Raw genomic sequence first — 24,195 nt, 5'->3', positions numbered from 1 at the left:
GAAGACCATGAAAGACTATCAAGTGATCTGGCGTGGACCTGTTCTAGATGCAACAGGATACGGAACGGCAAGCAGGGAATATGCACTGGCGTTAGACAGGCAAGGCGTTGACGTGAAAATTGAGACGTATACGTGGAATTTTCCTTTTACTCTAGAGAACCGAGAGAAAAAAGAGAGGCTGCAGCAGCTCATAGAAAAACCTCTATCAAACCATAAACGGAAAATTTTAATCTGTCATTCTCCTCCGGCTTTTATTGATAAAAAAGAGAGAGCGAAGTATGAGTACTGCCTTTTAAATACAGTCTGGGAAACGAATAAGATACCAGAATCTTGGAAGGCGATCCTTCAAACCTTTGACGCCGTATGTGTACCGTGTACCCATAATATAAAGGCACTGAAAAACAGCGGCGTTTCTGTTCCTGTTTTCCTGGTTCCTCATGGGGCCGATACGGATATGTTTCATCCCGCCAATCCGCGAACACCGTTGTCTGAAGAAGAGGGACGGTTTGTTTTTGTTTCAGTCTTTGATTTCCAGCACCGAAAAAATCCAGAGAGTCTCTTGCATGCATACTGGGAAGCATTCACATCAAATGACCAGGTGCTGCTGGTCATCAAGACATATGGAAGTTCACGAAAAGGTATCAGAAGTGCCATTATGGATTATAAAAGAAAGCTTGGATATGGTGAAGAGACGGCACCTCTTTATGTGATAACAGGGATCTGCGAGGAAAAACAATTAAAAGGACTTTATACCGCAGGAGATGCATTTGTTCTTCCAACGAGAGGTGAAGGCGTAGGGCTGCCTTTTATAGAGGCGTTATCGAGCGGGTTGCCAGTGATCGCAACAGGGTGGGGCGGACAGATGGATTTTTTAAACGGCAAGAATTCCTTTTTAGTGAAATATAAACTAGAGAGTCCTTCGATCAGTATTGAGAAAGCGATATCCACCACCTACCCTAGCTTTGCTGAGAAAGGTCAGCTATGGGCAGAAGCGGATATTGAGCATTTAAAGCAGCAGATGAGGTATGCTTTTCTAAATCCAAAGCTGTGCAAACAAAAAGGAGCACAAGGCAGACAAGATATGATGAAGTTGACTTGGGAAAAAGCAGGTGTGGCGATAATAAAAGCTATTGATAGTTTAATGGGAACATAATTTATTCAGTTCAACTTGCATGTTTTCGGCAATGCTTTGCCACGAAAAGTGATTATTTATATACTTTTGACCATTGAAGGAAACTTCATTTAATACATTTTTATCAGATGTGTAACGCTTGAGTGTGCCAGCAAAGTTATTTTTTTCAGCCGGAATGTAGTGTTTCATTGGGATTACATTCAATCCTCTTACACCGAATTCCGTTGAGAATAATGGAAGTCCGGCAGATAAAAACTCTAATGTCTTCAGATTAACCCCAGCACCGGTGAACATAGGATTTATGGCGTAATCAGCTTCTGCCAATAATCTTAGTTTTTGTTTGTGGCGCACTCTTCCCAAGAGTCTCACATTAGGTTTGCTAGAGTACGTAAATGAAGTGCAGCATCCACCAGCGACAACGAATTGAATTTCAGGACAGCTGTCAGCTAGTTGACTAATGATAAAATCCACTGCTTCAATGTTAGGTGGATAATCTGCTCCAATAAAAAACGCGGTTGGTTGTTCGTTAGAGGACTCTGAACTTGAAAGCCATTCAAATGGCTCGATCCCATTTGGTGCCACCATTATTTTTGAAGGGTTTGGATTGTACATTTTTATCAAACTATTTTTTTCGTCCTCTGAGGTTGAGAAAATAAGATCTGCACCTCTGACTAGCTTTTTTTCCAAGTCAAATAACACTGGAAGGTAGTCTCTAGCCAGGTTGTTTTTCCAAATCTGGTGGGCGAGCTTGTATTCGTGATTATGGCTGTTATAGATTCGAAGTTTAGAATCTTTTCCAAAATAGTGATCATACTGAAACAAATAAGGAGACTCGTGAACGATTAGATCGGCAGCTTCATAGAGAGATTCAAATTGTTCTTTTAATAGAGTAGGATATTTGGACAGTTCAGTCTGTATGATTAAGCCAAATTCGTAGGATGATTCATTGTGCTGTAATTTTTGCACCACGTTATGATAATTAGAATCTTTCTCTACTTTATATTCTCTAAAGGTAGGAGAATATGTAAACAAACCCCCTTTATGGTTAAAAGTTTGGGAAAGCAGAGTAACATCGAAATAGCGGCTGAGCTCCTGATAAATATGAAAATAGCGTAAAGTACCACCGCTAGTCGGAGGATATACGGTCGGGAAATGATTTAACACCAGCATTTTTTTCATCGCTTATCATTCCTCTTAATCACTTGCTGAAACACAGCGAGTGTTTCTTTGGCGCATTGATCCCATGAGAAGATCTTTGATCGAACCATCCCTTTACTGATAAGAGCATTCCTTGTTTCAGGATGGGAGATTTTCAGCATCTTATTTGCAATGTCTTCAGGCCTTTCGGGATTGAAATAAAGAGCAGCATCACCCGCAACTTCTGGAATAGATGCTCTGTCGGAACAGATGATCGGGCATTTTGATTTCATAGCCTCCACCAAAGGAATACCAAAACCTTCATAAAGGGAAGGGAAGACAAGGAACGATGCCTTGGCATACAGATCAGGCATAGCTTCCGTTGGTACATAGCCGAGAATCTTTACCTGATCTTGGAGTGAATGATTCTGTATAAAGGATAAGACTGACTGAAACGTTCGGTTATCTGAAGCAGCAAATCCTGTAAGAACAAGAGGGATACGCGTTTTATGATGATCCCGAAGAAAAACGATCGCTTTCAAGAGAGTAAGGTGATTTTTATGTGGGTTATAGCTCGCTGGATAAAGAGTAAATCCATTTTCGAGCTGTTCGATGAAATTGTTATTCTGATCCTTCTCTTTAAAATGATTGAAAACCTCAGGTGCATCAGGATAGATAGCTGTAATCTTTTCTTTCGGAATTTGAAGTTGATTGGATATCGTGTTTTTCGAGAACGCTGAAACGGTTAATACGGCATCGAAGGATGGAGTGAACTTTTCATAATACCGGTTGTTTTCTTGAAGTTCTCCCGGTACAAATTGAGGGTAGCGAGTATGGAGAACGTCATGTATCGTCGCGACAGAAGGTACCTGGATATTTGGGATATACGATTTGTGAACCGGTGAAAACCAGACATCGATCTGGTGTTCCTGTATTCGGCTGTGGACTTCAGTTTGAATTTTAGATCCCTTCAACATGACTTTTTTTATGCGATCCTGAAAATCATCGAAAATGTCTCTGCTAGGTTTTGTAAGAAACAAAAATAATTTTACACGTTCATCTGCTTTTTTCAGATATTCGATTAGATGTTTAACATAGTGCTCAACCCCTCCATATCTGTCTTTGGAAAGAGTCAATAAATTTAGCCCAATCCTCATATGTATCACCTCATTTATACGTACATCTATATGTATATGTTTTTTCTAAGTCCATAGCCACTCCACATGTAAAAAACCACAAAATTGCCCAAGAGCCCATTCCTTTTTAAGGAGTACTGCATTTAATATGTTGAGGTTTAATGACAGTGCAGAACAGAACATTAGGAGGGCTTTAAATGAGTGAATCGAAAAATAAATCGAAATCCAAGGATAAACATAATGGCAGTAGAGTAAAAATTACCACCGGTCCGTTCCTGGTTCCGGAAGAAGTTGATTCGGAGCTTCAAGGCGGAAGGGAAAACGATCGAATCATCATCATTTTAAAAAATCCAACAGACAAATATCTCAAGGTTAAAGTAACACTGGGTGTTTGTCTTGAACCAAGAGAGCCTGTGAGTGGTCACATAAATGTATATAAAGACATTGAAGAAAGAGAAATTAAATTAGGTTACTTCACTTTAAAGCCCCATACGTGTACACGAATTGAAAGAAATATTCCTCGTGGCTTGGGATTGGGTAAAGATGAAAGCAATGCAGTTTATCGCGTAACAGCAAAAGGTGATTTCAACGTTAGTTCGGACAGAAGTACAGTACTTTGCGGCCTTGCCGAGATTTCGGTCATTGGAGGAAGTGTGTTTAACTTCCAAGAGGCGGGACTTGAGCAGGCAGATCCAGCATTGTTCTTCCCGTTCAGCAATTTTGTTGTTTGCAGTAAGTGCTAGCGGTTCTGTGAGGCGATCAGGCGGATGTTGATTCCGCCTGTTTTTTCATTGGAAGAGAATAAGGAAGTGCAGATATTGTCGAGGAATGACATCTCGTGGATAAACGATAAAAACTTTTGGATTCAGGGGTCAAATTTGTGGATTGAGCATCGAAACTCGTGGATACATGCTTAAAACTTTTGGATTCAAGTCCCTTGCTGGCAAATTATACCCCTGGGTGTACCGTGTAATGACCAGTTTCGAGGTTCGAAACTGCACATTATTAAGACGAACTTTTAAAAGGATACGGATTTTACATGTAGAAGACATATCATAGGTCAAAAATAGAGTAAAGGAGTACCAATATGTACGAACTGAAAACAAAGGTAAACGATAATAGTGTCATCGAGTTTATTGAAAACGTAGAAAACCCAAAAAAGCGAGAAGATGCTTATAAACTGTTAGATATTTTTACTGAGACGACCGGTTTTGAGGCAAAGATGTGGGGACTGAGCATCATAGGTTTTGGTTCGTATCACTACAAGTACAAAACTGGTCATGAAGGCGATGCAGCGCTCGTTGGCTTTTCGCCGCGCAAAGCGAAAATCAGTCTTTATTTTGCACCAGGAGATCCGAACAGGGAAGAATTACTGAATAAGTTCGGTAAGCATACGACAGGCGCCGCTTGTGTATACATAAATAAAGTAGCTGATATTGATGTTGAAGTGTTAAAGAAATTGATCCAGCAGTCTGTAGCCTTTTTACAAAAAACATATCCGCAAGAATAAAAGGAGGTAACCTTGAAAAAATCAAAGACATACTCTTTTTCTAACAGCGGGTTTGCGATTGGGATGGCGATTGGCATTGCGATCGGACTCGCTCTAAAAAACATCGGTATGGGTATCGCTATAGGGATTGTGTTCGGTATTGCCATATCAAGCGGACAGAAGAAAAAGAAATAGCGAAAAGGAGCCCGATTCGGACTCCTTTTTTAGATTTTAAAATCAGTGTTTGTCTTTGCAGCTACACTTCTTTTTCTTCTTTTTTCTGCATTTTTTGCATTTTAGAAAGATGAAGCTAGATGAAGAAGAAGACTCACATTTATTCCAACAACCCATTAAAATCACCCCCGCTATTGTAACAGCACCTTATCAGTAGCGCTGATACTATATCATATGCGGGAGGGGACAAGTTGTTTAGACGGATGAAGGTTTTTTGTGAAATATGCGATTGCCTCTGTTCGTCATGGTTTTTATAAAATCCTGCAAAAAAGCGTTGTAATCAAACCAATTGGCAATGTGATCAACCGCATCAGGAGGTTCATCTTGTGGAGCTCGTGGTCTAAAGTCTCCTTGGCTGAGTCCTTTTGTATCGTCCATGTTGATTGAAACCGATGCTTTTCTGTCCACATACGCCATTTTATCGGGATTGTTCATCGCAAATAACGGCAGAACATCATGAATCGGACTGCCTTCTATTCCTGGCACCAGCTTTTTATACGCTTCATTATAGAAATCAAAGATCGGTTTGATTAAAGGTGTAAAAGAATTATAGTTTGCTGAAGATATTTGGTTGATTGTTTCAGGTTTGATGATAGCATAGTTTGTCACGTTCAATGGATAGATGTAGACGTTCCTAGCTTTATTGAGTACGAGATTTGATGCGATCGCATCACCATGAAAGTTTGCTTCCGCAAGCGAGGTGACGTTCCCGGGTACCAGAAAGGCACCTCCCATAATATAAAAAGCTGATATCTTGCTCATTTGCTCATCGCCACCTAATATAAATGCGGTCGCCAAAGAGGTTGATCTTCCTACATCGACGATAACCAGGTTATTCTCATAGCGTTTTATGATTTTAAAGATCTCATCAAAATTAAGAATCTCACGCGGAATCGTATCTGGCGGACGGATCGGGCCGAGCCCTTCCTCACCGTGAATTTCAGGGTAATAAATGGCGATCTCCCCGCTAAAAGGACTTCGCGCGCCAGCAATGATGGGGATGTCGGGACGGTTTGCAAGCTGCAAGAGATACGCGATATTCTGAGTGGCTTGCTGCTGAGGCACATTTCCGTAGCTTGAAACAATGCCCACTACATTTATTTCAGGATTAAGCAGTGCATACATGATCGCGAGTGAATCATCAATTCCAGGATCACAAAATAATAACGTATTGTACATAGGTGTGCCCCCCTCAATCTTAAATATATGCACCCATACGATGAAATTAACTGTTGAAAATTTGAACTTTATTTAAATAGGTGAATGGTCTTACAAACGATTATCAGAACAGGTAACCATCAGAAAAACATGCTATGATAAAACAAAATAAGAGGAGTTGAGTGAAAATTGAAACAAGAGATCATTGATAGATTTACTTCTTATGTAAAAGTGGACACACAATCAGACTATGATAGCGAAACTACCCCTTCAACACCAGGGCAGCTGACCCTTGCAAACATGCTCGTTGAAGAATTGAAGCAGATCGGCATGGAGGAAGTGACGATTGACGACAACGGCTATGTGATGGCAACTCTTCCATCTAACACAGAAAAAGATGTACCGGTTATCGGTTTCTTGGCGCATGTTGATACTGCGACCGATTTTACAGGAACGAACGTCAAGCCGCAGATCGTAGAAAACTATGACGGCGAAACAATCATACTGAACAAAGACTTACATATCGAACTATCACCAAAAGCTTTTCCAAGTTTACAGGATTACAAAGGTCATACGCTGATCACGACGGACGGCACTACACTGCTTGGTGCAGACAACAAAGCCGGTATAGCAGAAATCATGACGGCAATGAAATATTTGATCGACCATCCAGAGATCAAGCACGGCAAGATCAGAGTTGCGTTCACACCGGATGAGGAGATCGGCCGCGGTCCGCATAAGTTCGATGTGGCCACATTCGGCGCTAAATTTGCCTACACGATGGACGGCGGACCTCTTGGCGAGCTGGAATATGAAAGCTTCAATGCGGCAGATGCAAAAATAAAGATTCTGGGCAAGAACATACACCCAGGATCGGCAAAAGGAAAGATGATCAACTCTGCTAAAATCGCGATGGAGCTGAACAACAAGCTGCCTGCGGACGAAGCACCTGAACATACAGAAGGGTATGAAGGCTTTTACCATCTGATTGGGTTGAAAGGCGATGTCGAAGTGACTGAGATGTCTTATATCATCCGGGATCATGACAAGGAACTTTTTGCGAAAAGAAAAGCGACGATGCAAGGAATCGTTGATGAACTGAGAGAAAAGTATGGCGAAGAAAACATCCAGCTGAAGATGGAAGATACGTATTACAACATGAGAGAGAAGATCGAACCAGTTAAGGAAATCGTAGACCTCGCCTACAAAGCGATGAAGAATTTAGAGATCGAACCCATCGTTAAACCGATCCGCGGCGGAACGGACGGGTCTCAGCTATCGTATATGGGACTGCCGACACCGAATATTTTTACAGGCGGAGAAAACTATCATGGCAGACACGAATACATCTCGGTCGATAACATGATCAAAGCAACTCAAGTCATTGTAGAGCTCGTACAGCTGTTTGAGGAGCAAGCATAAAAATTCTAATCATTCATAAGTGGTTAGCTTTAAACAGAGAGTTTCCATTTGTTGAATTTGTTAAAAGGTAGATCCATCAATGAAAGAATTAAATATTACATGATTAAGGTTCCTAGTTTGGAACCTTTTTTTTATACATAATTGACAAGTTTGGAGGAATAATAAGGTAAAAGTTTGGAGTTGTTATATGTATGTATTCACTATTAAAAAAAATGATAAATAGAAAACAACAAGCTCCAACACCATTTATAGAAAAAAGCTCTAAAGAAGATATAACATTAAAAAAACAATGTATCACGGACAAACTGAATAAAACTGTTGATATTTTCTCGCATATTTATTCTGTTGGAAAAAATAATGATGTTATTTTCCGAAAGTTTCATGTACAAGCCTTAAAAAAAGATGCTGCTTTACTTTTCATCAATACCATTACAGATACAGATCATATTGAAGAGTACATATTAAAATCCATTCAACAATATTCAGGAACTTCACAAAAAGTAGAAGATATAGTGACCACACCAGGAATCAAAAAGGTACAAGTTATAGAAGATGTAATTATTGAAATTAATAAAGGGAATGCAGCCCTTTTTATAGATGGTGAATCCGTAGCTTATATTCTGAGTGTAAGTAATTTTCAAGGGCGGGGAATTGAGAAGGCGGAAAATGAAGTTGTCGTTAAGGGGCCAAAGGAAGCTTTTAACGAAAAGGCGAATACTAACATTTCGCTTATTCGAAAAAAGATTAAGACAGAAAGCCTGGTTGTAGAATCGGTTACTGTTTCAAAACGTTCAAAGAATGAAGTATATATTCTTTATTTAAAGGACATAGTCAACGAAGAGTTATTAAGCGATGTAAAAGAACGTCTATGTATGTCAGACGTAGACTCCATTCAAAATCTCTCCATGCTGGAGCAGCGTATAGAGGACAGTACTAAATCACTTTTTCCTACCATTCTTTATACAGAACGACCCGATCGAGCTTCATCTTTTTTAGAGGATGGATACATCGTGTTATTGATGGATAATTCTCCTGCCTCTCTTGTTTTGCCTGCAACATTTTGGTCTTTCTTCCATACGTCTGAAGATCATTATCTCCGTTTTTTATATGGAAATTTCACAAGAGCACTTAGGCTTTTGGCTATGTTCATAACCCTGTTGATCTCCGCATTATACATAGCGATTACGAACTATCACGCAGAGATGCTGCCGCCAGATTTATTGCTTGCCATCTCTTCAACGCGAGAAATTGTTGCGTTTCCGGCAGTCGTAGAGGTTTTTTTAATGGAATTTGCTTTTGAACTAATTAAGGAAGCAGGACTTCGGGTACCAAGTCCAATCGGTCCTACGATTGGTATAGTGGGTGCGCTTATATTAGGTCAAGCAGCTGTTCAAGCGAATCTGGTAAGTCCTATCGTTGTTATTGTAGTGGCACTAGGGGGATTAACCTCGTTTGCTATAGGCGATCTCGCTTTAAATTTTGCAGTTCGGCTATCACGTTTCTTCTTAATAATAAGTGCTTCATTATTTGGACTTTACGGGTTAACCGCTATGTTTTCGATTGGCCTTTTCTATTTGGTCTCATTACGTTCATTCGGAGTTCCATATTTAGCACCGATGACTCCAAAATACACATCAGGTAAAGATACATTATTCAGGAGGCTTATTTTTCACGAGATGTTTAGACCGGGTTATCTTAAACCTCAAGATATGAAAAAGGCAGGGGAGGTGAGTGATGGAAAGAAGCAAGGGTAAGATCGCGACAAGAGAGTTTATTGCAATAGTCATACTTACAATTGGTGCAAAAATGACAGATGATACGCCAGCTATTCTCTATGAAAAATTCAGCAATGCTGCATGGATGGCTATTATTATTATCGGCATTTTTTCAGTAATTCCGATATGGTTGTTAATAAATGTCTTCAATACGTATAAAGAAAAGAATTTAATTGAAATTGTCTTGTATTTATTAGGTAAACCGTTCGGTTATTTTGTTTTGTTTTGTCTTTTGGTTATCGGCAGTGTAGCGATTACAATAGATTCATCCATTTATACAGATATTGTTGGAACTATGTATTTTACTGAGACTCCGACTATAGTCCTTTACGCTATTTTAATGGCAACATGTGCGTTTGGAGCAAAAAGGGGACTTGAACAAATCGGTTCTTTTGCCTGGTCTATTCTTTTATGGATTAAATTATCTCTCTTTCTTGCATTGCTCTTAACATTCTTTCAAGGAAAATTAGATTTTATTTTTCCTTTATTTGGTCGCGGGGTAGACGAAATTATGCATGGAGGGATTTCAAATCTGTCCATATGTGCCGATTTTCTTTTCCTCACTCTTATTGTTCCCTTTGCAGTAAATCACGCTGAATTTAAAAAAGCAATTTGGATCTCATTATGTATAGTTACTGTAGAATTAGCGATTGCCCTTATCGCTTTTGTAGCTTTGTTTGATTATGAACCAGTAAAGATGCTGAATTATCCTTTTCATGAGGCTATTCGATACATTCGGTTGGAATTTCTGCCTAATATTGAAGCTTTGTTTTTTCCTTTCTGGTTACTTGCTCTTTTTATTCGTTTTTCTTTCTATTTGTATCTAATTGCACTCTTGTTTGGAGGGCTTTTCAAAATAAAGGACTTTGAATATTTGATTCCATCTTTGGCCACGCTTTTTGTTCTTTTAGGAGTAATTCCTGAAAATCCAACTTTTTCAATTTTTCATTTTAGAGATCCGTTCTTGAAGATCGTTACACCGGTTTTTCTCTTATTGCCATGTTTGTTGTGGGTAATGTCTAAGATAAAAGGAGACATAAAAGTATGAAGAAACTTTTATGGATCTTAAAAAGTGTCATCATTCTTCTTTTATTAGTAATGATTAGTGGATGCTGGGATCAGATGGAAGTGGATAGAAAGGCGTATGTCGTAGGAATCGGACTTGATAAAGGCAAGAAGGAAAAGATAAATGTTACGTATCTAATATCAAATCCAGAGTATGCATCCCAGCAAGGTGGCAATACGAATGAACCGGCAACTGAAATTATCACTTTTGAGGCGAACGATCTAATTACTTCAAGAAATATAGCAAATTCAGTTATAGCAAAAGAGATTTCTTATGATATGTTAAGTGTCATTATCGTCTCAAAACAACTTGCGAAAGATAAAAACTTTATTCGGTGGATGTATGATTCGACAAAGGACAGAGAGATTAAAAGGAATACAGCTTTTCTTGTAACAAAAGAAAAAGCTAGTTCGTTTATTGAACAAAATGAACCAAAGCTTGAAACGAGGCCACATAAGTATTTTACATTGATTTTTGAACATGCAGGTGAAACTGGATTAATCCCTAGATCAGATCTCATGCGTTACTTTAGAATAACAGAAGCAGATGGAGACCTCTTTTTAGCTGCGCTTGGTACAAATCAACAAACCAATCAAGAGAGAAGTAATGGTCACCTGGAAGCTGGTGAGTTCAAAATAAAAGGAAAAACGAATAAAACAAATTTAATGGGTTCTGCTGTATTTAAAGAAGGAAGAATGATCGGAGAACTTTCTGGAGAGGAAACTCGACTATCTCTTTTATTAAATGATACGGTAAAATCACCTAACTATACGACAACATTTCAAGATCCGTTTAATAAGGATTATGATATCACCGCAAAAATTATTAAAAATAAAAGAAATAATGTGAGCATGCAGCAAATGAATGGAAAAACCATATTAAACATAAAAGTTCCGCTTACTTTAGAAGTATTAACTGATCATAGTATGGTTAACTATGCAAAAAACAAAGAGAAAAGGAATCAATTAAAGAGATATTTTACAACAAAAATTACCGAGAAATTAAACAAATTAGTCATAAAAACGCAGAAGGACTTTAAAGGTCAACCTTTTGGTTGGTCATTACAAGGCAGAAAGTACTTCTTAACCGTCGATGAATACGAAAAATATGACTGGATGAAATCTTATCCGAATATGGAAGTGAATATGTCTGTGGAAATACGATTTGGCGAGTTCGGTAGGCAAACGGATTTGCCAAAAATAAAGCAAGTGAGGGATTAAATGACTTTCGCGGTATGGGTTTTAGTTTTCTGTATTTTTATATATACTGCTGGTTTTGCATATAAACTTTGGAAAGGAAAGAACAAAATAGGAGCTTGTGCTGTTCTTCTGCTAGCAGTACTTATTGTTTTTGTTCAAATTTTCTCGGATTTTGCATAAGCACAAGATTTAAAAAAATTTTTAAAAATCAGAATAAATGGCTGTTATTAGAACCTCAAACTCTTTATAATATCATTAAGTATATAAACCAATGAGTCGATTTTTTACTTTTAAAAATGAGGAGGTTCTTTATGGAGTCATATTTCTTTGAACGTAATCGAAGCAGATTAAAAGATTTACTTCCGGACGAATCACTAACGATTCTTTTCGCCGGAAAAGCACCACAGAAATCAGCAGATGAGGACTATGCGTTCGTACCGAATCGCAACTTTTATTACTTAACAGGAATTAACGAGCCAAACGTGATCCTGTTGATGAAGAAGAATGGCGAAACGTTTGAGGAAACGCTTTTTATCCAAAAAGCGGATCCGGTAATGGAGAAGTGGGTCGGTAAAACCGTTTCAAAAGAAGAAGCTGAAAACATCTCCGGAATCAAAGATATTAAGTATGTTGATAGCTTTGAATCTTTTGTAGCAGGAAACTTTTTCACGAATCAAGCGAAGCAAGTGTGTCTGGATTTAGAGCGCCGCGGCTGGTCTGGTGCACCAACGAGCACTTCTCTTTTTGCAAAACATATCCGTGAGCATTATCCCCACGTTGCGATCAGTAACATCTATCCTGAGATCTGTGACCTGCGCGTCTTCAAAACAACTGAAGAAATTCAGAAGATTAAAGAGTCGATCGAAATCACAAAAGAGGGAATCTATAATCTTCTGAAAAGTGCTAAGCCTGGGATGATGGAATATCAGCTAGAAGCACATTTTGATTTTACATTAAAATACAATGGTGTTCGAGATTATGCCTTCAAAACTATTACAGCGAGCGGCAAGAACGCAACTGTGCTGCACTATGAGCACAATAATGCGCAAACGAAAGACGGTGATCTCGTTCTGCTGGATCTTGGTGCACAAAAAGACTATTACAGTGCAGACATCAGCTACACGTTCCCGGTAAATGGGAAGTTTACAGACCGTCAAAAAGAGCTATATAACATCGTTTTAAAAGCGCTAAAAGAAACAACCGCAATAATCAAACCGGGCCTTCCATATGCTGAGCTTAATGAGCATGCGAAAAAGGTGCTTTCCGAAGAGTGCAGAAAGATCGGTTTGATCCAAGAGGACTCAGAAATCTCCAAATACTATTATCATAGTGTCGGACACTTCCTTGGACTGGATACACATGACGTTGGGTCGTACAAAGACCGCGTGCTGGAACCAGGAATGGTGATCACGATCGAGCCTGGCCTGTATATTGAAGAAGAGTCCATTGGAATTCGAATCGAGGACGACATTTTAGTGACAGAAGACGGATATGAAAATCTTTCAAAAGATATCATGCGTGAAACAGACGAGATCGAAGAGTTCATGGCGACTCAAGGAGCTCAGGCTGTAAAAGCATAAAAGTAAAGAAGGGGCAGTCGCCTCTTCTTTTTTATATCTAATAACAAATGACAAAAATAAATATTTGTCATTTGTTTTATTTTCATTTATGATACTCTCATAAAGATTTTGGAGGAGAAATAAATGCAAACAAGAAAATTGGGAAAAAACGGTCCTGAAGTATCAACAATCGGTTTAGGCTGCATGGGAATGTCTGATCTTTACGGAAATGCAGACAGAATGGAAAGCATCGCAACAATTCATGAAGCAATCGATAAAGGAGTTACTCTTTTTGATACAGGTGATTTTTATGGAATGGGACACAACGAACTTTTATTAAAAGAAGCATTGAAGGGAACAAAGCGTGATAAAGCATTTATCTCAGTAAAAACCGGTGTGTTAAGATCTCCGGATGGCGGCTGGATCGGTATGGATAATCGCCCGCAAGCTATAAAAAATGCTTTAGCTTACACACTTCAACGCCTAGGAACGGACTACATCGACCTTTATCAGCCGGCCCGCGTCGATCCAAACGTTCCGATCGAAGAAACGATTGGAGCAATGGCTGACTTAGTGACACAAGGGTATGTTAAGCATATTGGTCTTTCTGAAGCAAACGCTGAAACCGTACGCAAAGCACATGCTGTTCATCCGATCAGCTGGCTGCAAATTGAGTACTCTCTATTCAGCCGAGGAATTGAAGCGGAAATTCTTCCGACGCTTCGTGAACTTGGTATCTCACTATCTGCTTACGGAGTATTATCGAGAGGACTTTTAAGCGGAAAATGGAGGAAAGAACGTCAGGCTCAAATCGATTTCCGTTCTTTTGCACCGCGTTTTATGGGTGAGAACTTAGATCAAAACTTAGCGCTTGTTGAAGCTTTGCGTCAAATTGCTGTAGAAAAGCAAACAACGGTAGCTCAGCTTGCCATTGGATGGGTATTAGCTCAAGGAGATGACATTATTCCGTTGATCGGTGCCCGTAAACGTTCGCATTTGGAAGATGCTTTCGCCGCTGTAAACCTAGAGCTTACACAATCCGATCTTGAAAGAATCGAAGCTGCTGTACCTGCTGACAAAGTAGCAGGAACGAGGTATGCTAAAGAACAGATGGGAATGTTAGGAGTAGAATAAAAATGGCAGCACCTTTAACGAGGGAACAAATTTTAAATACAACAGAACAAGTACTTCGGCGTTTTGGCCTTGATAAAACATCGGTCGTTGATGTAGCACGAGCTCTTGGCGTGAGTCATGGAACACTATACAGACATTTTTCCAGTAAGGCTGCTTTAAAAGAGGCTGTAGCTGAACGGTGGCTTCACGAAGTTTCTGCACCGCTTGCTATAATCGTTGAAAACGCCGGGAGCGCTCTTGAAAAAACGCAGTTATGGCTGGAAAGACTGATTCACATTAAACAATCAAAGGCGTTAGAAGATCCTGAATTGTTTGCGATGTATAATGCTCTTGCAGAAGAATCGGTTGAAAGCATTGAAAAACATATTAACGATCTTATTTCACAGTTAACGCAAATTGTTGAGGAAGGTATGCAAGCGGGTGAATTTCAGAACGCTGATGCACGTGAGGTTGCTTCAGCTGTATTTTACGCAACAGCACGCTTTCATCACCCGGCATTAGCGAAGGAATGGATATCTCCAGCAATTAATCACGAGTTCGAGCAAGTATGGAACTTGCTCGTTTCCGGACTTTTAATAAGGAAATAAACATAAGAAAGAGAGGCGACTCGATGGGGGTGCCCCTCTTTTTCGTTTTACGGTACGTGTTCTTTTATTTGTTACACGTTCGCTCAAAATGTTTAGCGTTTCGCTCAAAACTTGTGTCGAACCACCCCGTTACCCCGGTGTTTCGCTCAAAAACCTATCAGTTCCGCTCAAACATCCTTCCGTTTCACTCAAGAGGCTTTATACTTACTATAAAAAGTCATTAAAATCTCTTGAAGATACGGTTAAGCAGCCCATTTAACGGAACTTTTGTTGATTTAGAGCTTAAAGATTGTAATTTTCGACCAGAAATGTACCTTTTTATATTGTTCCAAAGTATATCACCTTGTTGGTCATTGAAATTACAATCACTAGAAATTCCCTCGATAGAAACGCAATCTCCGGCACCAAAAAGAAATGGAAACTCATTATTCTGCAAAGTGTGATCCACCAGCATCCTGCCGTCTTCAGCGACCGGAACCAATGCCTGCTTAAATAGAGAGAACTTCATGGTCAGATTAAAAGAAATTACATCAAAACGGTAGATCTCACCTGAAAAGCTCAGCAGCATTTTTTGAAGTGGATCAAATGAAATAATTGTGTCTTCTATAAAAGAAATAGATGGGTTCTCAATTAAATCAATCGTGACAACATCTTTGGAAGGTGAGATTAAAGTAATTTCGTAATCTTTGGATTTCTTTTTTAATAGACGGCGAAGAATGGATAAGTGGGCATCACCACAGCCGATTAATAAGATTTTAGTCAATTAGCACACTCCTGTTAATGTGTTTTTCATATTAACATCATATAGGGTTTACACAATAATCGCGAATGGTTCGCCGTTTTAGATATTAAAGGACTATTGAAACAAAAAATGTAACAATTAATTTGGAATTAATGTTAGTTTTTGGATAAGAAGTATGGTATTTTACTAGTTGGTGATGAAAAATGATAATTATTAAAGATCTATTTGCAAACCTTGCTATTCTTATTTCGCTATTATTCTTGTATACGCAGGTTTCAAATCGATCTCCATTAACGCCGAGGTCCTCGTATCAAATCAAATTATTGGCAGGGATTTCAGGCGGATTTTTAGGGAACGTCTTGATGCAATACAGCATAAATATCGGGACTACGATTGTTGATTTACGACTAATACCGATTATATTATTAGCTTATTTTGGCGGATTGGTTCCTTCGATTATATCAATGCTGCTGATTATAGGCGGACGGTTTTTAATCGGAATTAATATCTCTTCTTATGCGTCAACTGTTTTGGTGATTACAGTTACTCTTTTTTCTGTTTGGATTGCAAGAACACACTTATCTAAACAGATGAAGCGGATGATTATGCTGACCTTTTCAAATATATCCGCTAGCTTTTTGTTCTTGTACCTCATAAAGGATATAAATTTTCTGCTAAAGCTCATACCTATTTATTGGATCGTATCCTATTTTTCTGGCTATATCGCGTTTAATACGGTTACGTTCTTGCGTAAAAGCCAAGAGTTGTTCAATAAATACAAGGCAGAGTCTATGATTGACCCGTTAACCGGGTTAAACAATGTAAGAAAGTTTGATGAGGTCTTTAACCAAAGTCTTGCAGATCTTGAAAAAAAGAAACAAAAATTATCGCTGCTCTATATTGATATCGATTTTTTCAAAAAAGTTAATGATACATATGGTCATGCAGAAGGAGATGTTGTCCTAAAAGAACTTGGGCATATCCTTCGATCCTGTACTCGAACGTTTGATATCGTCAGTCGTAACGGTGGAGAAGAATTCACCGTATTATTACTCGATTGTCCGTTAGATCAAGCTGTCCAGATTGGTGAGAGAATAAGGGAAACTGTTGAAGATCATTCATTTATTTTAACGCAAGGCGGTACGATCAACTTAACCGTTTCAATCGGAGTATCGTGTTACTCAGATACGACCAAAGACGCAGGTTTGATCATAAACGATGCAGACAAAGCTTTATATGAAGCAAAACGGTCAGGGAGAAACATGTTATGTGTGGCTCATTATTAATCATGGATCTTGGGAGTATTCTCAAGGTTTTTTCTTTGTCAGATAATCTTACAAACAGGTAGAAATGTTAAGTTTCAAAAATTAAAATGGGAGAAAAAAAGGGGTATGGCTGTGGAGATTATTAATCTTAGTAATATAGATGAGCACATAGAAGAGCTTTCGGACCTATTAATAAAAGTGGTTCATGATGGAGCATCGATCGGATTTTTACCGCCACTCCAAAAAGAGGATGCTGATGCATTTTGGAGAAACTGTGGATCACCTGAAATTATTTTTATAGCAGCGAAAATAGATGGGAAGATTGCAGGGACAGTCCAGCTCCACTTATGCACGAAACCAAACGGTACACATCGGGCAGAGGTCGCAAAACTTATGACGCACCCTTCACATCGTCAAAGAGGAATTGCCCGTAAGCTAATGAATGAAATCGAAAAGTACGCGAAGCAAGAAGAACGAACATTGCTGGTGTTGGATACAAGAGAGGGAGATCCGTCCAATTATCTCTATCAATCGATCGGTTTTATCGAAGCGGGAAGAATTCCGAACTTTGCGCAGTCTGGGACAGGTACAATGGATACAACGATACTTTATTATAAAAATATATAAACCCAGAGCGAAGAGAGTTTTCTCTTCGTTTTTTTTAAGTTGACAATATACCCATAGGGGTATATGATGTGAATAAGAATTAAAGATAAAAATGTCTTTTGATACAGAACATAGAAAGGTGGAGAACAGATTGGAATACCTGAATTATATTCTTTTTGGTCTTATTATTTTGTTTATCGCTCAACGTTTTATACCGGCTAAAGGTGTGAAAAATATCTCAACGCAAGAACTAAAAGGGGAACTTAAAGATAAGAAGAAACAATTCATTGATGTTCGTACACAAGGAGAGTTCAACGGGTATCATATTCCTGGATTTAAGAATGTTCCTCTGCACCAATTAGCTCAAAAAGCAGATAAGCTCTCAAAGGACAAGGAAGTAATCGTGATCTGCCAAAGCGGTATGAGAAGCCAGAAGGCGAGCAAGATCCTAGTAAAGTCAGGTTTTAAAAATGTAACGAACGTAAATGGCGGAGTAAGTGCCTGGAGATAAAGAGGAGGAAAAAATAATGAAACAATTAACAGCTAAAGAAGTAGAAGCGAAGTTGAACGAAGGACAAGCACTAAACATCATCGACGTACGTGAAGTAGATGAAGTGAAGGCGCGTAAAATTCCTGGAATCACTCATATTCCTCTTGGGTTATTAGAGTTTCGTATGCATGAATTGGATAAATCTAAAGAATATGTAATGGTTTGCCGTTCTGGAGGAAGAAGCGGCCGTGCATGCCAGTTGCTGGATAGCCATGGCTATAAAGTGATCAACATGGCTGGCGGTATGGACTCATATGAAGGTAAGACAGAATAATTTTTTTGAATTAGCGTATACCCGCTGTGGTATGCGCTTTTTTAAACCAAAAATGATGAAAGAAGGTATCCGATGTGGCGAACCAAAAAATGATCTATTTTGTTTCTCTCAGCTCAAACGTCCCCTATGTCTTAAGAGAAGCTTTGAAAATGAAGGAAGAAAATAACGAAGTAAGTCTTTTCTTTGATCTTGATGGCGCACGCGTATTAGATAAGCGTTACTTAAAAAGCATGGAGCGGACTCATAACATGGACCTGGCTTCATTGTTCAATAAAGCTGCAGATGCAGGAATTCCACTCTACGGCTGTCAGATGAATGTACTTATTGCTGGGGGACTCGAGCTCATTGATGGAGCGGAACTCGCAGGCGTTGCTACTTTTTTAGATCAAGCTTATAAAGCAGATGCTGTACTAACGTACTAAATAAGGGGAGTGAAAGTGATGGAAACAAAAAAAGTAGTCGTATTGGCTCTTCACGGAGAACTCGAATCAGCTTATCCTCCATTAAACATTGCAGTTGGAGCTGCATCAACAGGAGCTGATGTGATATTGGCTTTTTCGAGAAAAGGAGTAAACATTCTGGACAAAAACTATGTTCCTGTTCCGTCCGTGGGAATCGAATACCTCTCTAATGCATTAAGCGACTTTAATGCTCCTTCGATACATGATCTGCTCGGCATTGCCGTCGAATTAGGTGTCAAACTCTATGTGGTTGATCTGGATATCCATGATCAGACCGACTTCCTTCATGATGCAGAACAAGTTCCGATCAAGTGGGTTTTGAACGAAGCAGTTTCCGCTGATTTATTCTTTCATTTTTAATTTTTATGAACCTCGGCTAATTCCCCTGAACTTCGGGTATACAAGATATTAAAACAAAAGCAGCTGTAATACCTGAGGAGGAATATAGAGATGAAATGGCGAGGCAGACGCGGAAGTACTAACGTTGAAGACCGGAGAGGGATGGGTGGTAAAGGGCTGGCTGTTGGAGGCGGAGTCGGCGGCCTTATCATCGTCTTGATCATAACGTTATTAGGGGGGGATCCCGGTGATATACTTGGCGGGATCAACGGCGGAACAGAAGAAAATGTTCCTTATGAAGAAACGGAAAAAGAAAAAGAAGATGCTCAGTTTGTTTCTGTCGTATTAGCAGATACGGAAGACGTCTGGACAGACGTTTTTCAAGAAGAAGGCATGACGTATAAAGAACCGAAACTAGTTTTATATTCGGGCAGTGTCCAATCGGCCTGTGGAACAGCGGGATCATCTGTCGGCCCTTTTTATTGCCCAGGTGACCAAAAGCTCTACATCGACCTTAGCTTTTATCAGGAACTTCAGAACAAGTATGAAGCACCAGGAGATTTCGCGATGGCTTATGTAATTGCCCATGAAGTCGGGCATCATGTTCAGACCCTTTTAGGAGAATCACAAGAGCTTCAGGACATGCGCTCAAAACTCAGTAAAGAAGCTTTTAACAGATACCAGGTCAGGTTCGAACTGCAGGCAGATTATTACGCAGGTGTCTGGGCGAATCATGCGCAAGACATGAACGTGCTTGAAGAAGGAGATCTGGAAGAAGCACTGACCGCAGCAAGTGCAGTCGGTGATGATACACTTCAAAAGAAACACCAAGGCTACGTCGTCCCAGAGAGTTTTACACACGGTACATCTGAACAGCGTAAACGATGGTTTCATAAAGGATTCAAGAATGGAACGATCGAGGGCGGAGATACGTTTAAAGCTAAAGAGCTATAAGATATGGTAAAAAGAGCTGACGAGTTGGAGTCAGCTTTTTTAAATGAATTTAATAAAAAGTATTATTGAGTGTTGTTGTTAATTTCAAAAGGACAAATAAGCGTAGTGTCTTTTCCTAAAGGACGTATTATAACGATAATTTCAGAATCGCACGTTATTTTAAAAAATCGCACGTTATTTTAATTAATCACACGTTAGACCACAGAAATCGCACATTATTTCAATTAATCGCACGTTAGCCTATTTCATAAAGACTTCGGACAAAAGAAAGAGATTCATAAAAACTCTCGAAGAAAAACGGGAGGCTACACTGAACATATGTCATAATAAAGCTACTAACTGATAAGGAGAGATGATCAATGAACGTAGCTCTACTCAGTAAATGGCATGTACACGCTGTAGATTATGCACGCGAAGCGAAGGAGAATGAATCGATCTCTATTAAAATGGTCTGGGATGAAAATCCAGACAGGGGAGCAGACTGGGCAAGTGAACTAAATGTTGATTTTGAGTCGAACTTAGACGATGTCTTATCGAACCCTGAAATCGACGGGGTGATTGTGACAACGGCCACAAACCGTCATAAGGACATCATCATCGCTGCCGCTAACCATGGAAAGCATATTTTCACAGAGAAAGTGCTGGCTTTCACGGTGGAAGAATGCGAGGAAATTTATAAAGCAGTCGAAGATAACAATGTACAACTCATGGTGAATCTTCCAAGGCTGACAGAAAGTTTTTATTTATATGCACAGGAAGCTGTCGACAAAGGTTTGCTCGGCGACATTACATACATCAGATGCCGGGTTGCTCATAATGGATCTGTGCCATCAAAAGAAAATCCAAAGGGCTGGCTGCCGGAACACTTTTACAACAAAGAAGAGTGCGGAGGCGGTGCGCTGATCGACCTTGGTGCTCATCCGATCTACTTAACAAATCGGTTAGGCGGAAAAGTAAAAGCCGTTACAGGAAAATTGAACGAGTTCTATAAGCTTGGCGTTGATGATAACGCGGTAGTGATGGTCGAGTATGAATCAGGTGCGATGGGGATTATCGAGACTGGTTTTCTATCATTCGGAAGCCCGCAGCAGCTGGAGCTTTATGGGACAGAAGGAACACTTATGATTGAAGGTGAGAACGTACGGATCAAAAGCAAGCATCTTAACACGGATGAGTGGGTAACTCCAGAAAAGCTGCCACAAACCATTCAGTCTGCTATGGAGCAATGGGAAGAAGCGATCCAAAATGGAAAGAAGCCTTCGATTACAAAAGAAGACGTACTTAACCTTACAGCTATTAATGAAGCTGCAGCGGCATCAAACAAAGAAGGCCGCCGAGTGCTGCTGTCACAGCTCGGAATCAAGCAAGGAATCTAAATACATCAAAAAAAGAGCTTGCAATTAAAGCTCTTTTTTTCGTTTGGTCTTCTACACCGGCTTGCCGCGAACGAGTGAAACAAGCCAAATGAACACAGGCATGAGTCCCCATATCACGGCGTAAAAATCGTAGATGGGTGTGAATTCAATAAGGTAAGTGGAACTTGGAAAAATGACGAGAGACACGACATACAGCATAAGTCCGATCGGTAGTGTCAATAGCTTATAATCTTGGACATTAAACACTGAAGCCAAGCCTAAACATAATGCATAAGTCAGTACAACAAGCTTTACAAAAACGGTAATGAACCAGATGAGAGCCATAAAAGCTTCTACACGCTGGAAAAACTCCCGGATGTTGATCGTCTTGGATAGATCATACGTTGGATAGATGCTTCGAGCTGTTTCATTGACACCGATCACAAGAATTGAAAGTGTAGCGATTAATATCAGTAAGCCGCCTCCTAGAGCAGTGCCAAACAAAAAGGCTTTTTTCGTCTTTTTCGGCTCATTCACATAAGGAATAATCATTAAAAAGACCACCAGTTCCAGAAAAGGAAAAACGATAAATGACAGTGATGATCTTAGAACAGGCTGTATGCCGTTTTCCATGACAGGCAGGATATTAGTGAACTCGATCTGGGGAAGGAGTGTGATGAATAACACAACGAACAATATCACAATCCAGGGAAGAAACAACTCAGTGGTTCTTGTAAATGTTTCTAGACCGAGCTTAACCCCATAAAGGACAACGGCCAAAAAGATAATATGTATGGCTTCAATAGGTGTTTCTACCATCATAACGGTCAGCATGAAGTCACCGATATCCCGCAGAACAAAGGTTGAAAGGATAAATAGATAGAACACAAAATAAGAAAAAGCAACTGCCTTTCCTATCCATTTTCCAAAACATTTTTCAAGAATCTCAACCAGATTCATATATTGAAACCGTTCAGCTATTTTCCAATAAAAAAATACTAGAACTAATCCTGCACCGAGACCGATCAGCCCCGCAATCCAAATATCCTGCATCGCTTTTGCAGCGAGAACGGAAGGGATGATCAAAATCGCAGTACCTACCGTATAAAGAGCTACTAATACAGTAAACTGACGCACACTTATTCTGCCGTTTTCAAGCATGTAATCACCCCATCCTTTCTTAAAAAATGCTGATAATCGGTTTTAATGATGCCTCAATCCAGATCAATGGTGTTGGTAGAGTTCTGCCTGAACTGTGGTAAAGCAATAAACATGAACCAAAACCTAATATTCCAAAGTATACCCATATATCTTTTCTGGACTGTTTGTATTTTTTGAATTTGCGTTTATCGATAAGAAGAATAGAACCTATGATCAGCAATGAAATAATTGTGTATACCACGCTGCTACTCCTTTAGCTCGTTAATATAAGAATTTCCTCTTTTGCCTAGCTTGTGAATATGTACGTCTACTCTACTTCTAATCGGGATAGTAACAAATTCTTTATCCCAGTTGTTTTTAACACGTTTCCAATACTTTGGTTCTGAGCGATGTACAACTTCACCGAATCCGAGAAAGTCTAGTTTGTACTTCTGTTGAGCAGCTTTTATAGACGATCTGATCTTGTTGTTGATATCTTTCTCTACTAATTTTTCTACTTTTTCTATTGTGTCTTGTTTCGTTAAATCAATCGAACATCCAACCTCTGCAATATTTGCATCAGCTTTTACTGAAACACTCATTTCGGGTTGACTACTCATAGAATTGGTTTTCAATTTTGTATCCGCATCAATCAGCTCCACAGATAGATGTTCTTTTTTGTTCGAAAAACACGGTACAGTTACAATCGTACTTTTTACATGATTTTGAACGTAATTGTAGCCTTTGCTTTCTTTTTCATTCAGCCAGCCTTTTAATTTATCAACATTAAACACAGCGATGTTGGTGTATTTTAAGCGGACCTTTGGATTTACTTGTTGTAGATTTTCCATCTTTTCACCTTCAGCGGGATCACCTGTAAGCTGAATACCTGTAATGACGGGCTGTTTTCCTGGACTTGTAAGATCGTGCAGCAAATCCCCAAAAGTTAGGGCAAGAGTTGGGGCAAAAACATCTGCGGAAGTTTTCAGCTTTACATACATGTTTTGCGCTGCGATTTTTTCTACTGGAACTAATACGTTGAGAACATGATCTGCACGCTGGTCTTTTGCGACCACAACAAAAAAATCGGAACGGAACTCAGGGTCGCGTGCAAGCAGGTCAAGGGATTTTGCAAAGCCTTCCCTCGCTAGTTTTTCACCTATTACCAGCATCTTTAAGTGAGGGTAGAAAGTTTTTCTGGGAGCTGTTTTCGTTAAACGTCTGATGGCTTCAAATATTGTTTTCCCTTTTTCCTGATAGGTAACAATCGGTGCTCTTGATGAATCCCCCATCCTGGCAGAGATCGAGGATGGATTTACGAGCTGAACCGTCACTACATATTGGCCGTCCGCCTTATCTATACCCATCGCCACTGCGATTCCTATGTCTTCAAGTTCTCTGCTGTTCCAGCAGCCAGTTAGAAGCAGTATGAGGGCAATAACCGGAATCAGTCGTATCTTTTTAAGTTTCACCCTTCATGC

General features: G+C 39.5%; 26 protein-coding genes. 19 read left to right on the top strand and 7 right to left on the bottom strand.

Going from position 1 to position 24,195, the window contains the following annotated elements; genetic code table 11:
• Positions 1–7 precede the first annotated feature (7 nt).
• Positions 8–1,153, top strand: a complete 1,146-nt coding sequence (locus EV282_RS14010) for a glycosyltransferase (RefSeq protein ID WP_130296389.1) — start codon at positions 8–10, stop codon at positions 1,151–1,153.
• On the opposite strand, the gene EV282_RS14005 is transcribed toward EV282_RS14010, so the two are convergent.
• Together EV282_RS14005 and EV282_RS14000 are read right to left on the bottom strand one after the other, a co-directional pair.
• Positions 1,139–2,311, bottom strand: a complete 1,173-nt coding sequence (locus tag EV282_RS14005) for a glycosyltransferase family 4 protein (RefSeq protein ID WP_130296388.1) — start codon at positions 2,309–2,311, stop codon at positions 1,139–1,141. The two genes, EV282_RS14010 and EV282_RS14005, sit on opposite strands and share 15 nt — an antisense overlap.
• Positions 2,308–3,426, bottom strand: a complete 1,119-nt coding sequence (locus tag EV282_RS14000; protein WP_130296387.1) for a glycosyltransferase family 4 protein — start codon at positions 3,424–3,426, stop codon at positions 2,308–2,310. Before EV282_RS14000 ends, EV282_RS14005 begins: the two co-directional genes overlap by 4 nt.
• A gap of 176 nt (positions 3,427–3,602) precedes the next feature.
• Here EV282_RS14000 and EV282_RS13995 point away from each other — a divergent pair, with 176 nt between their 5' ends.
• From EV282_RS13995 to EV282_RS20320, 3 genes are all read left to right on the top strand, one after another.
• Positions 3,603–4,148 (top strand): hypothetical protein, encoded by a 546-nt coding sequence (locus EV282_RS13995; RefSeq protein WP_130296386.1) that lies wholly within the window; start codon positions 3,603–3,605, stop codon positions 4,146–4,148.
• A gap of 344 nt (positions 4,149–4,492) precedes the next feature.
• Positions 4,493–4,915 carry a DUF1801 domain-containing protein gene (locus EV282_RS13990; protein ID WP_130296385.1) on the top strand — a complete coding sequence of 141 codons (423 nt, stop codon included), beginning with the start codon at positions 4,493–4,495 and terminating at the stop codon, positions 4,913–4,915.
• Positions 4,916–4,927: 12 nt separating this feature from the next.
• The gene (locus tag EV282_RS20320) at positions 4,928–5,089 is read left to right on the top strand and encodes a hypothetical protein (protein WP_165389303.1); all 162 of its coding nucleotides are present in this window, start codon (positions 4,928–4,930) and stop codon (positions 5,087–5,089) included.
• 234 nt (positions 5,090–5,323) lie between these two features.
• Here EV282_RS20320 and EV282_RS13985 read toward each other — a convergent pair whose 3' ends face one another.
• Entirely contained in the window at positions 5,324–6,307 is a 984-nt protein-coding gene (locus EV282_RS13985) for a nucleoside hydrolase (RefSeq protein ID WP_130296384.1), read from the bottom strand.
• A 168-nt stretch (positions 6,308–6,475) separates the two neighbouring features.
• Here EV282_RS13985 and pepT point away from each other — a divergent pair, with 168 nt between their 5' ends.
• The 7 genes from pepT (at position 6,476) to EV282_RS13950 (ending at position 15,028) form a co-directional block, all read left to right on the top strand.
• On the top strand, positions 6,476–7,708 hold the full coding sequence (gene pepT, locus EV282_RS13980) for a peptidase T (RefSeq protein WP_130296383.1): 1,233 nt from the start codon (positions 6,476–6,478) through the stop codon (positions 7,706–7,708).
• 191 nt (positions 7,709–7,899) lie between these two features.
• Entirely contained in the window at positions 7,900–9,462 is a 1,563-nt protein-coding gene (locus tag EV282_RS13975) for a spore germination protein (RefSeq protein ID WP_242611881.1), read from the top strand.
• On the top strand, positions 9,443–10,531 hold the full coding sequence (locus EV282_RS13970; protein ID WP_130296382.1) for a GerAB/ArcD/ProY family transporter: 1,089 nt from the start codon (positions 9,443–9,445) through the stop codon (positions 10,529–10,531). The genes EV282_RS13975 and EV282_RS13970 overlap by 20 nt, the downstream gene beginning before the upstream one ends.
• Entirely contained in the window at positions 10,528–11,769 is a 1,242-nt protein-coding gene (locus EV282_RS13965) for a Ger(x)C family spore germination protein (protein ID WP_130296381.1), read from the top strand. The genes EV282_RS13970 and EV282_RS13965 overlap by 4 nt, the downstream gene beginning before the upstream one ends.
• A 290-nt stretch (positions 11,770–12,059) precedes the next feature.
• Positions 12,060–13,328: an aminopeptidase P family protein gene (locus EV282_RS13960; protein WP_130296380.1), complete on the top strand. Its 1,269-nt coding sequence runs from the start codon at positions 12,060–12,062 to the stop codon at positions 13,326–13,328.
• Positions 13,329–13,451: 123 nt separating this feature from the next.
• Positions 13,452–14,441 carry an aldo/keto reductase gene (locus EV282_RS13955; RefSeq protein WP_130296379.1) on the top strand — a complete coding sequence of 330 codons (990 nt, stop codon included), beginning with the start codon at positions 13,452–13,454 and terminating at the stop codon, positions 14,439–14,441.
• A gap of 2 nt (positions 14,442–14,443) precedes the next feature.
• Positions 14,444–15,028, top strand: coding sequence for a TetR family transcriptional regulator (locus EV282_RS13950; RefSeq protein WP_130296378.1), 585 nt, complete (start codon positions 14,444–14,446; stop codon positions 15,026–15,028).
• A 220-nt stretch (positions 15,029–15,248) separates the two neighbouring features.
• On the opposite strand, the gene EV282_RS13945 is transcribed toward EV282_RS13950, so the two are convergent.
• Complete coding sequence (locus tag EV282_RS13945; RefSeq protein WP_130296377.1) at positions 15,249–15,791, bottom strand: hypothetical protein; 543 nt, start codon at positions 15,789–15,791, stop codon at positions 15,249–15,251.
• 182 nt (positions 15,792–15,973) lie between these two features.
• On the opposite strand from EV282_RS13945, the gene EV282_RS13940 reads away from it, so the two are divergent.
• The 8 genes from EV282_RS13940 to EV282_RS13905 all read left to right on the top strand — a co-directional run bounded on the left by EV282_RS13940 (position 15,974) and on the right by EV282_RS13905 (position 21,595).
• Positions 15,974–17,056: a GGDEF domain-containing protein gene (locus tag EV282_RS13940; RefSeq protein WP_130296376.1), complete on the top strand. Its 1,083-nt coding sequence runs from the start codon at positions 15,974–15,976 to the stop codon at positions 17,054–17,056.
• Between the two features lie 105 nt (positions 17,057–17,161).
• Complete coding sequence (locus EV282_RS13935) at positions 17,162–17,662, top strand: GNAT family N-acetyltransferase (RefSeq protein ID WP_130296375.1); 501 nt, start codon at positions 17,162–17,164, stop codon at positions 17,660–17,662.
• Between the two features lie 130 nt (positions 17,663–17,792).
• Complete coding sequence (locus tag EV282_RS13930; RefSeq protein ID WP_130296374.1) at positions 17,793–18,152, top strand: rhodanese-like domain-containing protein; 360 nt, start codon at positions 17,793–17,795, stop codon at positions 18,150–18,152.
• A gap of 16 nt (positions 18,153–18,168) precedes the next feature.
• Entirely contained in the window at positions 18,169–18,465 is a 297-nt protein-coding gene (locus EV282_RS13925; protein ID WP_130296373.1) for a rhodanese-like domain-containing protein, read from the top strand.
• Positions 18,466–18,539: 74 nt separating this feature from the next.
• Complete coding sequence (locus EV282_RS13920; RefSeq protein WP_130296372.1) at positions 18,540–18,887, top strand: DsrE/DsrF/DrsH-like family protein; 348 nt, start codon at positions 18,540–18,542, stop codon at positions 18,885–18,887.
• Between the two features lie 18 nt (positions 18,888–18,905).
• Positions 18,906–19,286, top strand: a complete 381-nt coding sequence (locus EV282_RS13915) for a DsrE/DsrF/DrsH-like family protein (RefSeq protein ID WP_130296371.1) — start codon at positions 18,906–18,908, stop codon at positions 19,284–19,286.
• Between the two features lie 90 nt (positions 19,287–19,376).
• Positions 19,377–20,219, top strand: a complete 843-nt coding sequence (ypfJ, locus tag EV282_RS13910) for a KPN_02809 family neutral zinc metallopeptidase (protein WP_130296370.1) — start codon at positions 19,377–19,379, stop codon at positions 20,217–20,219.
• 359 nt (positions 20,220–20,578) lie between these two features.
• Entirely contained in the window at positions 20,579–21,595 is a 1,017-nt protein-coding gene (locus EV282_RS13905; protein ID WP_130296369.1) for a Gfo/Idh/MocA family protein, read from the top strand.
• Positions 21,596–21,646: 51 nt separating this feature from the next.
• On the opposite strand, the gene EV282_RS13900 is transcribed toward EV282_RS13905, so the two are convergent.
• Genes EV282_RS13900 through EV282_RS13890 form a run of 3 tightly spaced genes read right to left on the bottom strand, consistent with a single transcriptional unit; the run spans position 21,647 to position 24,186 of the window.
• The gene (locus EV282_RS13900) at positions 21,647–22,735 is read right to left on the bottom strand and encodes a GerAB/ArcD/ProY family transporter (protein WP_130296368.1); all 1,089 of its coding nucleotides are present in this window, start codon (positions 22,733–22,735) and stop codon (positions 21,647–21,649) included.
• Between the two features lie 19 nt (positions 22,736–22,754).
• Positions 22,755–22,976, bottom strand: coding sequence for a hypothetical protein (locus EV282_RS13895; protein WP_130296367.1), 222 nt, complete (start codon positions 22,974–22,976; stop codon positions 22,755–22,757).
• A 4-nt stretch (positions 22,977–22,980) separates the two neighbouring features.
• Positions 22,981–24,186, bottom strand: a complete 1,206-nt coding sequence (locus tag EV282_RS13890) for a Ger(x)C family spore germination protein (RefSeq protein WP_130296366.1) — start codon at positions 24,184–24,186, stop codon at positions 22,981–22,983.
• Positions 24,187–24,195: the final 9 nt, after the last annotated feature.

Source organism: Fictibacillus sp. BK138, from assembly GCF_004216955.1.
In the GTDB taxonomy this organism is placed as follows: domain Bacteria; phylum Bacillota; class Bacilli; order Bacillales; family Fictibacillaceae; genus Fictibacillus.
The sequence above is the reverse complement of the archived record's forward strand: the minus strand, read 5'-3'. Positions and strand labels throughout refer to the sequence as shown.

Bases quoted from the DNA above. Each gene is read 5' to 3' on its own strand.
- EV282_RS14010 (WP_130296389.1), top strand. From the start codon at position 8: ATGAAAGACTATCAAGTGATCTGGCGTGGACCTGTTCTAGATGCAACA.
- EV282_RS14005 (WP_130296388.1), bottom strand. From the start codon at position 2,311: ATGAAAAAAATGCTGGTGTTAAATCATTTCCCGACCGTATATCCTCCG.
- EV282_RS14000 (WP_130296387.1), bottom strand. From the start codon at position 3,426: ATGAGGATTGGGCTAAATTTATTGACTCTTTCCAAAGACAGATATGGA.
- EV282_RS13995 (WP_130296386.1), top strand. From the start codon at position 3,603: ATGAGTGAATCGAAAAATAAATCGAAATCCAAGGATAAACATAATGGC.
- EV282_RS13990 (WP_130296385.1), top strand. From the start codon at position 4,493: ATGTACGAACTGAAAACAAAGGTAAACGATAATAGTGTCATCGAGTTT.
- EV282_RS13985 (WP_130296384.1), bottom strand. From the start codon at position 6,307: ATGTACAATACGTTATTATTTTGTGATCCTGGAATTGATGATTCACTC.
- EV282_RS13975 (WP_242611881.1), top strand. From the start codon at position 7,900: ATGTATTCACTATTAAAAAAAATGATAAATAGAAAACAACAAGCTCCA.
- EV282_RS13970 (WP_130296382.1), top strand. From the start codon at position 9,443: ATGGAAAGAAGCAAGGGTAAGATCGCGACAAGAGAGTTTATTGCAATA.
- EV282_RS13965 (WP_130296381.1), top strand. From the start codon at position 10,528: ATGAAGAAACTTTTATGGATCTTAAAAAGTGTCATCATTCTTCTTTTA.
- EV282_RS13960 (WP_130296380.1), top strand. From the start codon at position 12,060: ATGGAGTCATATTTCTTTGAACGTAATCGAAGCAGATTAAAAGATTTA.
- EV282_RS13955 (WP_130296379.1), top strand. From the start codon at position 13,452: ATGCAAACAAGAAAATTGGGAAAAAACGGTCCTGAAGTATCAACAATC.
- EV282_RS13950 (WP_130296378.1), top strand. From the start codon at position 14,444: ATGGCAGCACCTTTAACGAGGGAACAAATTTTAAATACAACAGAACAA.
- EV282_RS13940 (WP_130296376.1), top strand. From the start codon at position 15,974: ATGATAATTATTAAAGATCTATTTGCAAACCTTGCTATTCTTATTTCG.
- EV282_RS13935 (WP_130296375.1), top strand. From the start codon at position 17,162: ATGGCTGTGGAGATTATTAATCTTAGTAATATAGATGAGCACATAGAA.
- EV282_RS13925 (WP_130296373.1), top strand. From the start codon at position 18,169: ATGAAACAATTAACAGCTAAAGAAGTAGAAGCGAAGTTGAACGAAGGA.
- EV282_RS13915 (WP_130296371.1), top strand. From the start codon at position 18,906: ATGGAAACAAAAAAAGTAGTCGTATTGGCTCTTCACGGAGAACTCGAA.
- ypfJ (WP_130296370.1), top strand. From the start codon at position 19,377: ATGAAATGGCGAGGCAGACGCGGAAGTACTAACGTTGAAGACCGGAGA.
- EV282_RS13905 (WP_130296369.1), top strand. From the start codon at position 20,579: ATGAACGTAGCTCTACTCAGTAAATGGCATGTACACGCTGTAGATTAT.
- EV282_RS13900 (WP_130296368.1), bottom strand. From the start codon at position 22,735: ATGCTTGAAAACGGCAGAATAAGTGTGCGTCAGTTTACTGTATTAGTA.